We start from the raw sequence: 15317 nt of genomic DNA, 5'->3' as shown, positions 1-15317 counted from the left end.
CGGTCTGTCTCACTCTCATGCAAAGGTAAGATCAACCATTTAATCCGCTTACCCTAAAAAAGCAATTGCTCGCTCTGGCTGTAGGTGCTCTGGTTGCTGCACCTTCTGTTGCTCTGGCCGACAAGGGCCCGACCGTCTACGGTAAGATCAACGCGTCTTACGAAAATGTTGATGACGGTGCCAATGATGCCTGGGAGCTTCGCAGCAACGCTTCCCGGATCGGTGTCAAAGGCGATCTGGATCTGGATTTCCAGAACGTGAAAGCTATCTACCAGGCTGAGTTCCAGGTAGATATCGACGATGGTGACCGCGGTGGTGACAACAACAGCCCGTTCTCCCAGCGCAACATCTTCGGTGGCTTCCAGCACGACCAGGCCGGTACCCTGCGCGCTGGTAAGTTCGATACCCCGTTCAAGGTCTCCCAGGGCAAGATCGACCAGTTCGGTGACCTGGGTGGCGACATCAACGGCATCGTTGGCGGAGATGAGCGCGCCAGCAACATTATTCAGTATTCCACTCCAAAACTGGCGGATGCGGTAACCATCAACCTTGCGTTCATCCCGGGTGAAGACTCCGGCACCGACCGGGACGGTGTTGCCGACAGCATTTCCTCGTCGCTGGTATTCGACAATGGCATGCTCTACGCCTCCGTTGGTTATGACTCAGAGATGGAAGCCGAGCTGTACGATGCCGGTGAAATGCTGGTTGATGCCTTCCACGTAGCTGCCAAGCTGTCGATGAATCAGTTCGAGCTGGGAGCGCTGTATCAGGTTTCCGAAAACTCTGAAGCTATCGCTGGTGGCGATGCTGAAGACAGCACTTATATCCTCAGCGGTGCGTTCAAGATGGATCGCTGGAAGTTCAAGGCCCAGTACGGAATGACTGACCTGGACCGCAGCAACGACGACCTGACCCTGATGGCTATTGGTGCCGACTACAAGGTGGCCAGCAACAGCAAGATGTTTGCTTACTACGCCAACATCGAAGCTGATGTGGACTCCCAGGACGATACCCAGTTCGGTATCGGTTTTGAGCACAACTTCTCCATGTAATACCGCTCAGCAATACCCGAGTTTTCCGACTTGAGTTGACGACGCTTTACCGGGGCCTTTTGGCCCCGGTTTTTTTTAGCTCGCGATTTCTTCCAGCGGCGGTACCTGCTGATGCAGGAACCAGCGTTCGGTGAGTATTTTGCGAGTGAACCAGTGGGATCTCATCAGGCTGGCGGCCAGCGGCATTTTGACCCAGTCCGGCACCTGCAGGCTGCTCTCTGATTTCAGGGCGCGGGTTCCGAAGCGGTGAGCAATGGCTTCGCCATAGGGCTGCAGGCTGCGGGCTGACAGATCCGCCGCATTGCGAATAACGTTGGCTGCCAGCAAGGCAGACTCAATGGCAGGACGAATGCCTTCGCCACTCTGATTGAACGCCAGCCCCGCCGCATCACCAACCAGCATGACACCATCGTCCAGCAGGGGGCGTTGGGCATGGTCATAGAGCAGATAGGCGTGGCCCTTGAAGCGGCCGGGCAAGTCTCTGGGGATACGGCCTTCCAGCTGCATCGCTGACACAAACCGGTTGAGATGCCGGGTGAGCTTGCGGTGATCCTCGCGGCCCAGCCCTATGTTGAGAAAGTTGTCCTTTCTGATAACCCAGGCATAGCCTTTGAGGTCCCGGCAGAACCAGAGCTCGGGACGGTCGCCTTTTACCTCGCAGGCCGCCGCCTGTTCCGGTGTCAGTTCAAATTCCACTTCGCGGGCAGCCACCACGGTTTCGTGCCGGCCAGGCCCGGCACCGATATGGGTAGCTACGGGACAGAAATGACCACCAGCCCCTACCAGTAGCGGGGTTTCCCAGCGCTGGTTGAGAATCCAGTTACCATGGTCATGGCGGATATCCTTGATGGCGGTACCCAGTTGCGTGTCGGCGGTGACCCGATCCAGCAAAAAGTGGTCGAACTCACAGCGACGAATGCCGTAGCTGACGATACCACCATGATCATTTTCCAGGGCACTGCGCCCCATCATGCCGATACGAAAACCCTCAATGGGTTGTAATATCCGGCCTTCGGCATAGACATCCGGATCGATCTTCAGGCTGTCCAGGACCGAGGGGGTCACCCAGCCGGCGCAGCTTTTCGGGCGCGGAAAATGCTTCTGATCGATCAGCAGAATGCGTTTGCCGCTGTCCTGTAATGACCAGGCCAGAGTGGAACCCGCCGGGCCTGCACCCACAATGATCAGGTCATAGTAGGCCATCTCGTATGCCCCCCGGGCAAAGTCTGAAGATTCATGGGTGGCTCCTGCCGGTGTTTTTATTTTGATCAAGATTGCCACTGAAAACGCTTTTTCAGTATAGGAAATGATCAGCATTTGTCACTTTTCTTGGTGGCAGCCCGGAGACCAGGGAACTCCTGCGGCAGACGTCGGTCTCATCGAGTCGTGTTACTTCCCGGAATAACACCGCCATTTCACCAAAGCTCCGGCCAATGGAACCTTGCCTGCCATGACCTCTCTCAGCCAGACCATCACTGTTGGTCCTCTTGGATTTACCCTGTTGCAGGCACTGATGCTGCTGGCCTTGTTTGTGGCGGTCGTCACCGGCGCGTTGCTGGGGCGCAAACATCGCATTGTTGTCAGCGATGCCCTGTTTACCCTGGTCATGGTGGCTTTCGTCGCCGCCCGCCTGGTCTTTGTGCTCCGCTACCTCGACAGCTACGACGGCTTGCTGGCGATGCTGGACATCCGGGATGGTGGCTTTGATATTGTTGCCGGCATAGCGGCGGGGCTGATCTATCTGGTCTGGCGGTCCTGGCGCAGCGCCCCTCTGCGACGGCCGTTGGCCGGTGCGGTGCTGGCCGGTGCCATCACCTGGGGTATGCTCGGTGGCACCCTGATGCTGGTGGACTCCCAGGCCAGACCGCTGCCGGACCTGACCCTGGCGACCCTCGATGAGGAGTTTGCCAATCTTCGCCACCTGCCCGCAGCCGAGGGCAGACCGGTGGTGATCAATCTCTGGGCCACCTGGTGTCCGCCCTGTGTCCGTGAGATGCCGGTGCTGGCGGCGGCCCAGAAAGAGCGGGATGACATTGCGTTTGTCTTCGTCAATATCGGCGAAACCAGTGAGCAGATTTATGCTTTTCTGGAGAACCAGTCCATCAGACTGGACAATATCCTGCTGGACAAGCGTAACCGGCTGGGCGCGGTCACCGGCGCCCATGTGCTGCCGACGACGCTGTTCTACAATGCTGATGGAATGCTAGTGAATTCCCACACCGGTGAGCTTTCCCGGGCCACGCTGCAGCGAGGCCTGGAGACACTGACTCCTCGCTGAGAGTGCTTCCTGCTATTGTGGTTATAATGCGGATACTGAAAAGCCCGCAGTTATCCGCTGCTGCATTAAAGCCGGAGCCTGAATGAATCCATCCACCGTGATCGGTATCCTGGCCAGCCTGGCGTTGCTGGCCGGTGTCCTGTACGGCGCAGCCGTCGATCCTGCCTTGTTTGTGAACCTGCCCGGCCTGGCCATTGTCCTGGGCGGTACCCTCGCCGCCACCTTTATCAGCTATCCGTTACGGGAAGTGGCCCGGGTGTTTCGCCTGTTCGGAACGGTAATGCGTAACGAAAAACTGTACACCCGGCAGGACATTGAGGAACTGGTGGCCATTTCCCGGCAGTGGATTGACGGCAATCTGGTGGCGGTGGAAAAAGCCCTCGACAAGGTTCAGAACCCCTTCCTGCGCACCGGTATTCAACTGGTAGTGGATAACACGCCGGAAGAGGACATCATGGACTATATGCACTGGCGCATTGCCCGGTTGCGGGCCCGGGAGCATGCCGAGGCCCAGCTGTTCCGGGTGATGGCCGGATTTGCGCCGGCCTTTGGTATGGTGGGCACCCTGCTGGGGCTGATCAACATGATGTTTGTGCTGGGTGACGGCAGTCTGGATGTGATCGGCACCAACCTGGCGGTGGCGCTGATGACCACGTTCTACGGCATCCTGCTGGCGAACCTGGTGTTCAAGCCAGTGGCGGTCAAGCTGGAGCGTCGCACCGAACAGCGGCTGATTCTGATGAACATGGTGATGCAGGGCATCGCCATGATGTGCAAGAAGCGCAGCCCCGCCCTGATGCGGGAAACCCTGCGCTCCTTCATGGCCAGCTATGAAGATGAGATTCGCACCAACGGCAGGCCGGCGCACCGGCGAGGTAAGGCGCCATGATGAACTCATCGCGCCAGGCGTCTGATTCCACCCGCTTTCAGGTCGAACTCTCGGACAGTCAGGAAGGGGAAAGCTGGCTGCTGGTGTATCTGGATGTGATTACCCTGCTGCTGGTCATGTTTGTGGTGCTGCTGGCATTTGCCGGCAGCACCGGCAATCGCACGGCGGAGCTGAGCACGATGGCCGCCGAATCCGCTGCTGCACTGGCGCAGGCGGAGCAGGGGCAAGACACTGCAGCTGCCTCGCAGCCAGCCGGGCCCGATGCTCGTGGCAATCCCCTGGCCGGACTGGACCTCAGTGGCCTGGGCGACAATATTGATGTGGTTGTGTCTGAGGGGACGGTCAGTTTTCGTATCAGCAGCGAGATTCTGTTTGGCTCCGGTCAGGCCGATGTGTCGCAGCAGGGCTTCGATGAACTGCAGAAGCTGGTGCCGATCCTGGAGGCGTCGGATCTGCGGATAACGGTCACCGGGCATACCGACACCGTACCTATCCGCACGGATCGTTTCCCGTCCAACTGGGAGCTGTCGTCCGCCCGGGCCGGCAGCGTGGTGCGCTACCTGGAGGCGAGGGGCGTGGCCCCGGCCCGGCTGCGGGCCATCGGCTACGCCAGTGCCGACCCTATCGCCGATAACAGCGTCGAAACAGGCCGTGCCCTGAACCGGAGGGTTGAGCTGATTCTGGAAAGCGGGCGTTGACGCCCGGCTGCAGATGAGGTCTGTGGACGGGTCGCGCAAGGCTGGGTAATCTGAATCGCTGACGTTTGCAGGACACTGTCAGAGCGAATCAATTCAGCAACAGGGGAAAGGCATGGTTCCGGAACTGGGCATCATCGAAGGCTTTTACGGTCCCATGTGGAGCTGGGCCGAACGGCGGGAGCTGATGACCCGGCTGCAGCCCCATGGCTATCGCTTTTACTGGTACGCCCCCAAGGCGGACCGGTACCTGCGGCGGCAATGGCAGTTACCGCACCCGCCAGCCCAGGCCCGTGATCTGGCGGATTTCGCGCGCTGGTGTAGTGACCAGGGCATAGCCTTCGGCGTTGGCCTGAGCCCGTTCGAGGTCTTCAACCGGTTTGATGGTGACGCCCGAACAGCGCTGGCGGCCAAGCTGGCCTTTTTCGAGTCCATAGGCGTCAGCAGGCTGGCGGTGCTGTTCGACGATATGCAGGCGGACACTCCGGATCTGGCATTGAAACAGGGTGAGATCATGGCCTGGATTCAGGCCAATACTGCCATCAGCCGGTTTGCGGTCTGCCCCTCCTATTATTCCGATGATCCGGTGCTGGACCGGGTGTTCGGCCAGCGCCCGCAAGCCTATCTTGAGGCGCTGGGCAAAGCGCTGGATCCGGAAGTGGACGTGTTCTGGACCGGGCCGGAAGTGTGCTCGAAGGAACTGTCGCCGGGTCACCTGCATCGGGTGGGAGCTGCGCTGGGGCGCAAGCCTCTGTTATGGGATAACTACCCGGTAAACGACGGTGACCGGATGTCCCGCCATCTGCATCTGCGGGGCTTTACCGGCCGGCCTGCCGCAAACGCCGGGCTGATCAGCGGTCATGCCATCAATCCGGCCTTGCAGCCCACCCTGAGCGCGATACCCGCAATGACTCTGGCGGACTGCTATCGCCTGGGTCCGGACTACTGTTACACCCAGGCTTTTGTCACGGCAGCGCAGGAGGTGTTGGGCAGCGAGCTCGCAAATCAGCTCCACGGCGACCTGTTATCGCTGGAAGACGCCGGCCTGCATCGCCTGAGTGCAGACAGGAAAGCCACACTCCATGAGCGCTACCAGGCATCACACCATCCTGCGGCCAGGGAAATCGTTCGCTGGCTGGAGGGTGCCTATCAGGTGACTGACGAAATGGTCCAGACCCAATAGCCTGTTTCAGTGGCTGTCGGATGCCGGCGGTGGGCAGCTGATTTCGGCGGCGTCCCGGAACTGACGCCGGATCGCTTCCCGGTAACGTTCCGGGTCAAGATATTCGTCCGGCAGCGGCTGCAGGAAGTACAGATAGTCGCCCTTGCCGGCATTGGCTTCAACGGGCATGGCAGAATCATTCTTGTCAGTCACGAAAACCGGACTGATAACGGCAATCCGGAGGTCAGGCTGGCGGTGCAACAGGGCGGCTACTACGCCGTCCCGGTTCTCGCTGTGAAAGGTGCCGTTAATGTGGATGATCTGGTGACCGGGGTGTTGCTGGCGGGCGTCCAGTATCCGTGTGGCCATGGTGTTGTCCCGCAGCAACTGGGCCAGATAGCTGTTCTGCATGCGCTCTGATGCGCCTTCGCTGTGATGACCGCCCATGGCGTCGAAGAAACGCTGGCGATAGCGGTCAGTGCCGTGAAAAGGCTCTGCTGGTAACCGGTCCCGTGCCTGTTTATCGATCTGTTCGAGCCAGTTCCCGCCGCTGCGGCCGACACAGCGTACCGTCTGGGCAGGCGCATTGGCGGCGATAACCGGAAGCCGGTGCTGGCGGGCGAATTCCACCAGTGGCCGATAGGATGCCTTGTAGTTTGGCCAGCCGTCGGCATCATCAATCAGCTCACCTTCACCGATCTCGCCCGCCAGATAGCGGTCGAGCACTTCCTGATGATCAAGATTGAAGGCTTCCAGTGCCAGCACCTGATTCGGATTGTGTTTGAACAGCGCCAGCTGAAGCCGGGACTGCAACAGGTGAGCGCCGTGATGACCATGATATTCACCGATGACCACCACGTCCGAATCCTTCAGCTGTCGTGCCAGCCGGGCGATTGTCAGGCTGCGATCAGCAGACCCTGGTGCAGTGGCGGCGACTATAGGGGCGTGGTACTGGCTGGCCGGCGGCCAGGAATCTGAAGGTCCGGGGTGCAACGCGCAACCGGTTATCAGACTGCCAAGGAAAGCAGGCAGAAGTGCTGCGGTCAGTTTCTGCATCCTGATACCTCAGCCTTTGTGAATGTCGGCTGTTGGTTCGTCATCGTAGCTTTCCCGCCAGTCTTCACCCAGTCTTGACTCTACGTACTCCCGGATGAACTGGCGCACTTTTTGGGACGGGGTGACATCCTCGGCTTTGCACAGGGCCTCAAAGGCCGCCTTTTTACGAGGGTCGATCAACAGTGTCAGGCGGGCGGTTCGTTGTTCCATAGGGTTACTCGTTCGGGTCAGCCTTGGTGAAAAGTCTGTCTTGACTCAATGCATGTTAATCAGATTAACATTGAATGTAATGATAGTAAGCATATAATGATGTTTCTGCCGCATCAATAAGGCTCTGCCATCATGCCGCACCGTGCCCATCTTTTTTCCCTCCGACTCGGCCATGCCCTCCGGCAGGCTTGTATCGATGAGCGTTACACCGGTCAGCGCTTCGGCCGGGACCTTATGGCCGGCATTACCGTGGGCATTATTGCCATTCCACTGGCCATGGCACTGGCGATCGCCAGTGGTGTTGCTCCCCAGTACGGCCTTTACACCGCCATTATTGCCGGCTTTGTTATTGCCCTGACCGGGGGCAGCCGCTTCAGCGTGTCCGGGCCCACCGCAGCCTTTGTGGTGATTCTTTATCCCGTCGCCCAGCAATACGGGCTGGGTGGCCTGTTACTGGCCACACTGATGTCCGGGGTGTTGCTGCTGGTTATGGCGTTCCTGAGGCTGGGGCGTTTTATTGAATTCATTCCGGAATCGGTCACCCTCGGATTTACCGGCGGTATTGCCGTTGTCATCGCCACCCTGCAGGTGAAGGACTTTTTCGGGCTTGGCATCGGGGGCATGCCGGAACATTACTGGGACAAGATTTTCCTGCTGGCGGATTCGCTGCCGACGTTTGACGCCATGAGCACACTGGTTGCGGTAACGACTCTGGTCATCATGCTGTTATGGCCAAGGCTGAAAACACCGGTGCCACCCCACCTCCCGGCTGTGGTGCTGGGCAGCGTGATGGCGCTATGGCTGAACATGAATGGTGCCGCCATCGAAACCATCGGCTCGCGCTTCAGCTATCTGATGCCGGATGGCTCCACTGGCTTTGGCATTCCGCCATTTCTGCCGGAATTCCTCTGGCCATGGCAGCAGGCGGATGCCTCCGGGCAGCCGCTGGGACTGAGCTGGACCATGGTGACGGCATTGCTGCCGGCTGCCTTTGCGATTGCCATGCTGGGTGCCATTGAATCGCTGCTCTGTGCGGTGGTACTGGATGGCATGTCCGGCAAGCGTCACAGCGCCAACAGCGAGCTGCTGGGGCAGGGCATCGGCAATCTGGTCACGCCATTTTTTGGTGGTATTACGGCGACAGCCGCACTGGCACGGTCTGCCGCCAACTATAAGGCAGGCGCTCAATCGCCGGTGGCGGCAATGATTCATTCCGTCGTGGTTTTGCTGGCTCTGGTATCGCTTGCCTCGTTGCTGGCGTATCTGCCGATGCCGGTGATGGCGGCCTTGCTGGTCATGGTGGCCTGGAACATGAGCGAGGCCCCCAAGGCCGTCCATCTGCTGAAAACCGCCCCCAGGGGCGACATTCTGGTATTCCTGACCTGTTTCTCGCTGACGGTGATCCTCGACATGGTGATTGCCATAACCACAGGCATCCTGCTGGCAGCGGTGCTGTTCATGCGGGAAATGGCCACCATGACCAAAATTACCGATATCTCCACCAGCGCGCGGTTAAAGGATCACCAGTTGCCCGCAGGCTGGCGGGTTTTCAAGATCAATGGCCCGCTGTTCTTCGCGGCTGCAGAACGGATTTTTGGCGAACTGGCAACGCTGGCGGCCGACTCCAGAGGCCTTGTGCTCTACATGGATGGCGTCACAATTCTGGATGCCGGTGGTCTCGCTGCTCTCAACAAGCTGATCGACTCCTGTCGCCAGGATGGCACTGAGGTGGTGGTGGCCGATCTGCAGTTTCAGCCCCTGAAGACCCTGGCCCGTGGCGGCGTCAGGCCGGAGCCGGGCGTCATCCGTTTTGCGCCAAGTCTGGCGGAAGCGCTGGAATCCATTTGCCAGCCATCGGGCATTCACTGACTGAATTCCCGTTTGAGGTGGTACATTGTCGGGGCAAAAAAACTCAATCCCCTGAATCATGGAACAGGTAGTTTCCGATGTTGCCATTTCGATTTGTCGATCGTTTGCGGTTTTTTATTGAGCGTCAGTTCGTCAAGGGCGCTTTCTTTCAGTTACTGGTCGTCGCCGTGGTGGTGGGGCTGATCTCGCTGATTGGCGGGCTTTTGGTGGCACCCTTTGATGGCCCGTTTGAAACCATAGGTGAAGCTGTCTGGTGGGCGTTTCTGAGACTGACGGATCCGGGCTATCTGGGCGATGATGAGGGCACCTGGCAAAGGTTCGTGTCGACCCTGCTGACCGTCAGTGGTTATGTGGTATTCCTCGGTGCACTGGTCGCCATCATGACCAGCAAGCTGATTACCCTGATGCGGGATCTGGAGCGGGGACTGACCCCTGTAACCATGAAGAACCATGTCGCGATTCTGGGCTGGACCAGTCAGACCGCACCATTGGCCGCAGAGCTGATGTCTTCCGGTGGGCGGGTGAAGCGCTTTCTGGAAAAGCACGACACCCAGAAGCTGAAACTGGTGATTTTGTCGGAGGACGTGTCAGCAGAGCAGGTGGTTGAGTTGAGAAACGAGCCCGGAATAGGGGGGCGCTACCGGGAAATTATCATGCGCTCGGGGCTTCCTATTCAGTCTGAGGCGTTGCACCGGGTGGCCTGCCTGCAGGCAGCGGCGGTGATTATTCCCAGTTCAGCCCATGCCCCCGGAGAACTGGTGACATCCGACGCCGAGACGGTCAAGGCGCTGCTGTCCATTGCCTCCCAGGCCCGACGTTTCGATCTTCCATTGCCGTTCTGCGTGGCGGAGCTTCAGGACATGCGCAAACTGCCGGTGCTGGAGCGAGCCTATCCCGGCGCGGTCGAAGTGGTGGCCGGAGATGCCACCATCAGTCGGCTGATTGCCCAGAACCTGATTCACCCCGGGCTTTCGGAGATCTATAACGAATTGCTTTCGAACAGAGAGGGAAATGATATTTACGTCCGCAGCGGCGACGCACTGGCCGGCCAAACGCTGCAGACCATTGCCGGAGCACGGCCCCGGGCGATCGTCCTGGGTCTGTTGTGTCCTGATGAGAAGGGTGACTGGCAAGCTGTTTTGCCGGCGGCCGGCGACAGTGTGGTGACCGCGAGAGACCGGGTTGTGATGTTGGCTCCGGAATACGCGGACACCGAGCCGGACAAGGGTGCCGGCAATTTGTCTCCGGTCAGTCTCGTCCTGCCGCCGGTACCTGCGGTGCAGGCAACCAGTGTCCGCCGGGTTCTGGTGCTGGGCTGGAGCCGGCGAGTGCCGGCCTTGTTGCAGGAAATGGGCAGCTACCCCAGTGTTTCCTATACAGTGGATCTGGTGTCGGTAGTGCCGGCGGCTGAGCGAGACCAGGCGATCCGAGGCTATCTGACAGATCAGAATCGGGTGTCCTTTCGCCACATCGAGGCGGATTTCATGGTTGAGTCCGAAATCAGCCGCCTGAATCCGTCGGATTACGACAGCGTGATATTTCTCAGCAGCGATCGACTGGATTCCGGCGAAGAGGCGGATACCCGCGCAATGGTGGGTTATCTGCAACTGGAAGATGCGCTTGAACGCTCTGCCCGCAGACCACAGCTGATCATGGAGCTGAGCGACCCCGGTAATCGCCATCTGCTGATTGATCATTTCAGTGAAATGCTGATCAGCCCCATGATTCTCAGCCATGTGTTGGCGCAGGTCGCCTTGCGGCGGGAGCTGCGGGTGGTTCTGGATGATCTGTTTACCGCAGGCGGGGGCGAAATCCAGTTCCGCGACCCCGACGATTACCCGCTTCCGGCCAGCTCGGATTTCCGGCGTCTGGAAAAAACACTGGCAATGTCTGGTGAGGTGGCGCTGGGTGTCAGACGGGCGGTTGCGGATGAGCAGGGTCGTTACGCGCAGCTCAACCCTCCGCGAACCATGCTGTTGTCGTTACAGCCAGGGGATCAGTTGATTGTTCTGGCTCGTGGCTGAAGTTGAAAAAGATCATAAAAACATAGAGTTATCCAGGGAGTATACGACTTATTTCGGTATTCATGGAAAAAATGCCGAATATAGATAATATAAATTTCAATTATGCGTCGAGAGTGACTAGAGTAGGCAGCATCTTCGGTCAGTTGCTTGTTTTTTGAGCGAACTGCCGGAACACTGCAAGATCCTCAAACCGTAACAGACAGGATGAGACCATGCCTTACGCACAAGACGTTGACGCAGTAGCACAACTGCTCAAGCAGCACCCCACATGGAATGCTATTAATCCGAAGCACGCTGCTCGTATGCGCGCCCAGAACAAATTCAAGACCGGTCTGGACATCGCCAAGTACACCGCCAAGATCATGCGCGAAGACATGGCGAACTACGACAAGGACACCGCCCAGTACACCCAGTCCCTGGGCTGCTGGCACGGCTTCATTGGTCAGCAGAAGCTGATCTCTATCAAGAAGCACTTTGGTAGCACCAAGCGTCGTTATCTGTATCTGTCTGGCTGGATGGTTGCTGCACTGCGCTCCGAGTTCGGACCGCTGCCTGACCAGTCCATGCACGAGAAGACTTCTGTATCCGGTTTGATTGAAGAGCTGTACACCTTCCTTCGCCAGGCTGACGCATGGGAACTGAACCACCTGTTCCGCGCCCTGGAAGAAGCTGAGAACGCCGGCGACAACGCCAAGGCCGCTGACCTGATCAAGCAGATCGACAGCCACGAAACCCACGTTGTGCCCATCATTGCCGACATCGATGCCGGTTTTGGTAACGCCGAAGCCACCTACCTGCTGGCCAAGCAGATGATTGAAGCCGGTGCCTGCTGTATCCAGATCGAAAACCAGGTATCTGACGAGAAGCAGTGTGGTCACCAGGACGGTAAGGTTACCGTTCCCCACGCCGACTTCCTGTCCAAGATCAATGCCGTACGTCTGGCGTTCCTGGAGCTGGGTGTGGACGACGGTGTTATCGTCGCCCGTACTGACTCTCTGGGTGCAGGCCTGACCAAGCAGATCGCTGTGACCAACGAGCCCGGCGACCTGGGCGACCAGTACAACAGCTTCCTCGATGGCGAGTACATCGACGATGCTTCCCAGATCGACAACGGCGACGTTGTGGTCAAGTCCAACGGCAAGCTGCTGAAGCCGAAGCGTCTGCCCTCCGGCCTGTTCTGCTTCAAGGAAGGTTCCGGCGAAGACCGCGTTATCCTGGACTGCATTACCAGTCTGCAGAACGGCGCTGACCTGCTGTGGATCGAGACCGAGAAGCCCCACGTTGGTCAGATCGCCTCCATGGTTAACCGCATCAAGGAAGTGGTACCCGACGCCAAGCTGGTTTACAACAACAGCCCATCCTTCAACTGGACCCTGAACTTCCGTCAGCAGGTATTTGATGCCATGAAGGCTGAAGGCAAGGACGTTTCCGCCTATGACCGCGCTGCTCTGATGAGCGCCGAGTACGACGAAACCGAACTGGGCAAACTGGCTGATGAGTGGACTGCCAACTTCCAGCGCGACGCAGCCCGTGAAGCAGGCGTGTTCCACCATCTGATCACGCTGCCGACTTACCACACTGCGGCTCTGTCTACTGACAACCTGGCCAAGGGCTACTTCGGCGACGAAGGCATGCTGGCCTACGTCAAAGGCGTGCAGCGCAAGGAAATCCGTCAGGGTATCGCCACTGTGAAGCACCAGGACATGGCCGGTTCCAACATCGGCGATGACCACAAAGAGTTCTTCGCAGGTGAAGCGGCTCTGAAGGCCGGTGGTAAAGACAACACCATGAACCAGTTCGGCTAAGAACGGTTCGGTGTGTTCTCCCGGGTGTTAAATCGGGAGACCCCGGAATGAAAAAAGCCGGTGGCCGTAAGGGTCACCGGCTTTTTTTTGAGGTGGGTTCTGATTGACTCAGGGAGCTGCCGCCTCCTCAAACTGGCGGATGCGGTCTCCGGTTACCGGGTGTGACGACAGAAACGCGCCCAGCGAGCGGCCCCAGCCGGAGTTGTCATGATCGTGTTGGCCTTCCGGGTCTTCATCATAGGCACTGGCCATCCGGCGCATGATGTTGGCAAAATGGACCGGCTCCAGCCCCTCACGCTGCATCAGGTCCAGTGCGTAGTTGTCTGCATCCTGTTCCATGCCCCGGGAATAGGCCAGGTTCATCAGAATGGCGGGGGCAGCCACGCTCATATCCGAGGCTGCCGAGAGATCCCCGGTCATCATGACGATCAGCCAGGTAGTGACCGAGGTCTGGATCACGCCCTGCATGCCATGCCGATACACAACGTGTCCCATTTCATGGGCCAGAATCGAGACCAGTTCCAGGTCGTGTTGGGCCAGGTGCACCAGTTCGTCGGTAAAAATCAGGGTGCCGTCTGGCAGCGCAAGGGCGTTGGCGCCGATCCATTCGCCACTTCGGAAGACAACCTGGAACGGGTGCTCCGGTTCCAGGGCCAGTATTGGCGCAAACACGGCCTGCAGTCTTTTTTGTTCGGTGGCAGCAAGCTCGCTGGGTTCCAGCCAGGCCCGGTCAAGCTGGGTCAGGGTTCCCTGGCCCAGCTGCTGATGAATGTGGTGGGGAATGCCATGGGCAATCAGCCGTGCTGACAGTGGAATGCCGTGGCTGAAGGTCAGCACGGTGACGGCTACGGTCACCAGCGCAGCCACCAGGATGAGACCCAGATGATTTTCCAGACTGTGGATAAAGCGGTTCGTGGCACCTCCGCGAAACTGTCGGGTGAGCCGGTCCACACCATCGTTATCAGCAGTTTCGAAGACCTGGTCCCCGGGCAGGTAAAGATACCGGGGCGCGTTGCCGATACGTGGCGCCACGTCGACATCCTTCCAGTTCACGACGAAGCTGTCATCACGGGTTTTCAGCACGACATTGCTGCCCAGCGGATAGAGCCGTGCCGCTGCCGGGCTGGAATGGCTGCCGGTGTAGAACTGTCCCGGCAGCCCTGGCTCAGATCGGGGCGAAACCAACGTCGAAAGCCTCCCCGAGCTCATCGCCAAGGGCGCTGGTGCGTTTGCTTTCCGCAGCTACAAAATGGTTCAGATCGCCCTTGATGACCATATGGGTGCAGGCGGCGCGGTAGTGAGCCAGCCGTACCTTGGCCCAGGGAATAAACAGGCCCAGAGTAAGCACAATCAGCAGGCTGTTGGTCAGGTAAATCCAGGCCAGTTGAACAGGCTCGAGCCGGGATTCAAAGCGGTGCTGGTCGAGGGTGGCGTTGTTGAACATCAGGTTGGCAATGCCGGCCTTGAAGTAACCGAAAATGGCAAGATAGCCCACCATGGCCACAATGTAGGCGCCTATGGCACTGGCGAAGCTCACCAGAGCGGACAGCAGGACGAAGCCGAGGATGATCAGCAGGCCTTTTCCAAAAAACAGATAGTACTGGCGATAGTCACCCTCCAGCTCAAACGGAGAGGTTCCATAGCTGCTGCCACCGACCACGAACTGGTGGCTCTTGCGGGCGATCATCGGAGTCAGCAGGAACAGACAAAGCACATTGAGAATGGGCCACACCAGGGTGATCATCAGGGCATTCAGGTAAGCGCCACTGAAATCGAAGCGTACGTTCCGGTAGGCCGTATTGAGGGCATTGAACCGCAGTGCACGAATGATGATCCAGGGGATTGCGAACAGCAGTGCCAGCAGCAGAATCAGGCCGCCAATGGGAAACAGGTTGGAGGTGATCGAATACACGATCAGGACCGCAACCGCTATCAGGCGGCCTTTGAGAATAGTGATGGGCTTGGCCAGGTACTGGAAGCTGGCGCCTTCGATCTGGGTGTTGCCATAGAAATACTGATGATTTCGTACTTTGGCCCAGGCGGAGTAGATGCCCAGGGTCAGAATGGAAAGCAGGATATTGACGATCCAGATGCCAAAGTATTCCTTGCCGTTGCCATTGAAGGTCACCGGAGCCAGGCGTGAATCCGAGTCGCTGGCAGGGGCCCTGGGCCTCGGGCTGGCATCCGCGACTGGCGGCGTCACGGAACTTGTGGGTCGTTGCATGGCAATCATTTCGGCCTGCAGCCCTGCCTGGGTGAGGCGATCGACGTAACGAC

General features: G+C 58.6%; 13 protein-coding genes. 8 read left to right on the top strand and 5 right to left on the bottom strand.

Features of this window, described 5'->3' with window-relative positions:
* Positions 1–65 precede the first annotated feature (65 nt).
* Positions 66–1052, top strand: coding sequence for a porin (locus AAC035_RS09325; protein WP_339802962.1), 987 nt, complete (start codon positions 66–68; stop codon positions 1050–1052).
* A gap of 75 nt (positions 1053–1127) precedes the next feature.
* Here AAC035_RS09325 and AAC035_RS09320 read toward each other — a convergent pair whose 3' ends face one another.
* Entirely contained in the window at positions 1128–2255 is a 1128-nt protein-coding gene (locus AAC035_RS09320) for an NAD(P)/FAD-dependent oxidoreductase (protein WP_339802960.1), read from the bottom strand.
* Between the two features lie 247 nt (positions 2256–2502).
* Here AAC035_RS09320 and AAC035_RS09315 point away from each other — a divergent pair, with 247 nt between their 5' ends.
* The 4 genes from AAC035_RS09315 to AAC035_RS09300 all read left to right on the top strand — a co-directional run bounded on the left by AAC035_RS09315 (position 2503) and on the right by AAC035_RS09300 (position 6097).
* A complete protein-coding gene (locus AAC035_RS09315) occupies positions 2503–3330 on the top strand; it encodes a TlpA disulfide reductase family protein (RefSeq protein ID WP_339802958.1) in 828 nt (275 codons plus the stop codon).
* An 82-nt stretch (positions 3331–3412) separates the two neighbouring features.
* Positions 3413–4219 (top strand): MotA/TolQ/ExbB proton channel family protein, encoded by an 807-nt coding sequence (locus AAC035_RS09310; RefSeq protein WP_339802956.1) that lies wholly within the window; start codon positions 3413–3415, stop codon positions 4217–4219.
* Positions 4216–4917 (top strand): OmpA family protein, encoded by a 702-nt coding sequence (locus tag AAC035_RS09305; RefSeq protein ID WP_339802953.1) that lies wholly within the window; start codon positions 4216–4218, stop codon positions 4915–4917. The genes AAC035_RS09310 and AAC035_RS09305 overlap by 4 nt, the downstream gene beginning before the upstream one ends.
* A gap of 112 nt (positions 4918–5029) precedes the next feature.
* A complete protein-coding gene (locus AAC035_RS09300; RefSeq protein ID WP_339802951.1) occupies positions 5030–6097 on the top strand; it encodes a beta-N-acetylglucosaminidase domain-containing protein in 1068 nt (355 codons plus the stop codon).
* Positions 6098–6103: 6 nt separating this feature from the next.
* Here the strand turns inward: AAC035_RS09300 and AAC035_RS09295 are convergent, their stop codons facing one another.
* Positions 6104–7132 (bottom strand): ChaN family lipoprotein, encoded by a 1029-nt coding sequence (locus AAC035_RS09295; protein WP_339802948.1) that lies wholly within the window; start codon positions 7130–7132, stop codon positions 6104–6106.
* A 9-nt stretch (positions 7133–7141) separates the two neighbouring features.
* On the bottom strand, positions 7142–7342 hold the full coding sequence (locus AAC035_RS09290; RefSeq protein WP_339802946.1) for a CopG family transcriptional regulator: 201 nt from the start codon (positions 7340–7342) through the stop codon (positions 7142–7144).
* Between the two features lie 132 nt (positions 7343–7474).
* On the opposite strand from AAC035_RS09290, the gene dauA reads away from it, so the two are divergent.
* The 3 genes from dauA to AAC035_RS09275 all read left to right on the top strand — a co-directional run bounded on the left by dauA (position 7475) and on the right by AAC035_RS09275 (position 13040).
* Complete coding sequence (gene dauA / locus AAC035_RS09285) at positions 7475–9211, top strand: C4-dicarboxylic acid transporter DauA (protein WP_339802942.1); 1737 nt, start codon at positions 7475–7477, stop codon at positions 9209–9211.
* Between the two features lie 77 nt (positions 9212–9288).
* The gene (locus AAC035_RS09280) at positions 9289–11235 is read left to right on the top strand and encodes an ion channel DMI1 (RefSeq protein ID WP_339802940.1); all 1947 of its coding nucleotides are present in this window, start codon (positions 9289–9291) and stop codon (positions 11233–11235) included.
* 212 nt (positions 11236–11447) lie between these two features.
* On the top strand, positions 11448–13040 hold the full coding sequence (locus AAC035_RS09275; RefSeq protein ID WP_339802937.1) for an isocitrate lyase: 1593 nt from the start codon (positions 11448–11450) through the stop codon (positions 13038–13040).
* A gap of 108 nt (positions 13041–13148) precedes the next feature.
* Here the strand turns inward: AAC035_RS09275 and AAC035_RS09270 are convergent, their stop codons facing one another.
* A complete protein-coding gene (locus tag AAC035_RS09270; protein WP_339802934.1) occupies positions 13149–14225 on the bottom strand; it encodes a M48 family metallopeptidase in 1077 nt (358 codons plus the stop codon).
* On the bottom strand, positions 14206–15317 hold a 1112-nt coding region (locus AAC035_RS09265), incomplete at its 5' end, for a YjgN family protein (RefSeq protein WP_339802931.1). The genes AAC035_RS09270 and AAC035_RS09265, both read right to left, overlap by 20 nt.

The sequence above is a fragment of the uncultured Marinobacter sp. genome (assembly GCF_963974375.1).
Classification (GTDB): Bacteria; Pseudomonadota; Gammaproteobacteria; order Pseudomonadales; family Oleiphilaceae; genus Marinobacter.
The sequence above is the reverse complement of the archived record's forward strand: the minus strand, read 5'-3'. Positions and strand labels throughout refer to the sequence as shown.

Coding starts and splice junctions, on each gene's coding strand:
- AAC035_RS09305 (WP_339802953.1), top strand. CDS start 4,216: ATGATGAACTCATCGCGCCAGGCGTCTGATTCCACCCGCTTTCAGGTC.
- AAC035_RS09295 (WP_339802948.1), bottom strand. CDS start 7,132: ATGCAGAAACTGACCGCAGCACTTCTGCCTGCTTTCCTTGGCAGTCTG.
- dauA (WP_339802942.1), top strand. CDS start 7,475: ATGCCGCACCGTGCCCATCTTTTTTCCCTCCGACTCGGCCATGCCCTC.
- AAC035_RS09320 (WP_339802960.1), bottom strand. CDS start 2,255: ATGGCCTACTATGACCTGATCATTGTGGGTGCAGGCCCGGCGGGTTCC.
- AAC035_RS09315 (WP_339802958.1), top strand. CDS start 2,503: ATGACCTCTCTCAGCCAGACCATCACTGTTGGTCCTCTTGGATTTACC.
- AAC035_RS09310 (WP_339802956.1), top strand. CDS start 3,413: ATGAATCCATCCACCGTGATCGGTATCCTGGCCAGCCTGGCGTTGCTG.
- AAC035_RS09300 (WP_339802951.1), top strand. CDS start 5,030: ATGGTTCCGGAACTGGGCATCATCGAAGGCTTTTACGGTCCCATGTGG.
- AAC035_RS09280 (WP_339802940.1), top strand. CDS start 9,289: ATGTTGCCATTTCGATTTGTCGATCGTTTGCGGTTTTTTATTGAGCGT.
- AAC035_RS09275 (WP_339802937.1), top strand. CDS start 11,448: ATGCCTTACGCACAAGACGTTGACGCAGTAGCACAACTGCTCAAGCAG.
- AAC035_RS09290 (WP_339802946.1), bottom strand. CDS start 7,342: ATGGAACAACGAACCGCCCGCCTGACACTGTTGATCGACCCTCGTAAA.